This window comes from Streptomyces sp. DH12, from assembly GCF_020873895.1.
GTDB lineage: Bacteria > Actinomycetota > Actinomycetes > Streptomycetales > Streptomycetaceae > Streptomyces.
The window spans coordinates 1-402 of record NZ_JAHWGT010001525.1; the positions used below are offsets into that span (position 1 = coordinate 1).

At 64.2% G+C, this 402-nt stretch carries 1 protein-coding gene; it reads right to left on the bottom strand.

What is annotated here, in order from left to right:
• Positions 1 to 95: 95 nt before the first annotated feature.
• A partial coding sequence (locus LPA54_RS40895; RefSeq protein WP_228985477.1) for a hypothetical protein occupies positions 96 to 402 on the bottom strand: 307 nt, incomplete at its 5' end.

Below are 402 nucleotides of genomic sequence, written 5' to 3' on the forward strand. Positions count from 1 at the left end.
TCGGCGTCGATGAGGACCCCGACCACCATGTTCAATCCCATGGCGGGATCTTGCCATCGGCGATCTGGCGACCACTCGTTGCCCTGCTGCCGAGGTCACGCTGCCTGGCCGTAGGTGTCGGCCTCCGGCCGCCCGCCTCCGCGCACTCTGGAGGCAAGACCTTCCACGTGTGACCAAAGGTAAGCGCAGCGCTTGGGGCCTTGACGGAAGACTTCCACGAGAAGACCCAGGCCGACTCGGTCGCTCAGTGAGGTCGTCATGGAGGGGTGCCCCTCTGAGGCCTCGATGAAGGCAGACATCGACAACGCCGTAGCCGACACCGGCACCGTGCTGGCACAAATCCTTTCACTCGCGCCGAACGCGCGACGATCTCGCATGTCATCCTGAACGACATGGCCGAGT